The organism is Anoxybacillus sp. CHMUD, from assembly GCF_013096965.1.
GTDB classification, from domain to species: Bacteria; Bacillota; Bacilli; order Bacillales; family Anoxybacillaceae; genus Anoxybacillus; species Anoxybacillus kestanbolensis_A.
In genome coordinates this window covers 1-1,112 of record NZ_SDLG01000054.1, presented here as the reverse complement: position 1 = coordinate 1,112, position 1,112 = coordinate 1, and the positions used below count along the sequence as shown (strand labels likewise).

Annotated in this window: 2 protein-coding genes; both read right to left on the bottom strand. The window is 38.8% G+C overall.

Annotated elements, in window-relative coordinates; genetic code table 11:
* Positions 1-628, bottom strand: a 628-nt coding sequence (locus ETB99_RS14535) for a F510_1955 family glycosylhydrolase (RefSeq protein WP_375153726.1), incomplete at its 3' end; no start/stop codon positions are given.
* A 90-nt stretch (positions 629-718) separates the two neighbouring features.
* Positions 719-1,112, bottom strand: a 394-nt coding sequence (locus ETB99_RS14530; protein WP_171700928.1) for a TVP38/TMEM64 family protein, incomplete at its 5' end; no start/stop codon positions are given.

The window sequence follows — 1,112 nt, the reverse complement described above, 5'->3', positions numbered from 1 at the left end:
CCATATTTTCATCCGTTGGGTGGGCAGCAATCGTTCCTGCAGCAGTTTGCGGCAGGCCGTTCAATTGACTTGGCGACCACGTTTTGCCGTCGTCTTTACTGTAAAATACCCCTTGTCCGAGCGTTTTATTTTCTTCTTGGTTCACCACATAAATGGTATGGCTTTTATAGCCAACTGTCATATAATGAAAATCAGATTCTTTATAAAATCCTAAATTCATCAATGTTTGTCCATTATCAAAACTTTTCACAAGACCAAGTGGATTTCCTAAAGATGAACCTTCTTCCGGATGCCCTGATGAATAAAAGCCGTCGTCTGTAGCCGAAAAGCCCATATAATCATGCTTATTAGAAATCGTTTCATACCACTTATTATTTTGGTAAACAAGTAAACCTTCATGTGTAGCAAAGTAAATCGCATTTTGGTTGCCTGCATAACCGATTCCATGTAAATGCTCGATCTTTCCTTCTTTTTTTTCTTGAAAGAAAGGATTATTGGTAACAGATACATTCGATTTTGCTTGTTCTTTGCTTGTAATAAAGGCCTGCTCTTTTTCGTTGGATGATGAACAAGCGCTTAGAAGAAGAATGGATGATGTAATGATGATTGCTTTCGTCATTTTTGTCATGGTCGACTCTCCTTTGTATAATGTAGATTTTGCACATTTTATAACAGATATTTGCAGAATGCATGGAATTGCAAACCCTTTTTCATTCGTTTAAGCCTTTTTGTGAGCGATTTTCTTCCAAGTAAATAAAAATAAAAAAACAGCTAGAAATGTTGATATGACTTTTCCTTGCCATGTCCAATTCATCACTTGATACACCGAGTATGCTTCTAACAAAAGGGCTGGGAGCTTTCCAAGCGAGCTGGCAATGATAAAGATCAGTAAGGAGGTGTGTCCGATCGCTGCCACAAACGTCACAAGTCCCGACGGAACAAAAGGAAGAAGACGCAAAGACAAAACAAGCGAAAAGGCTTCTATCCCTTCTGCCTCAAGCAAACGTTTCACTTTCGGATAGGAAAACCATTTCGTTTCCGAAAGTTTATGAAATCCTTTTCGATATAAAACGAAAGAAACAATCGCCCCAACAGCTTCCCCTACAAACGAT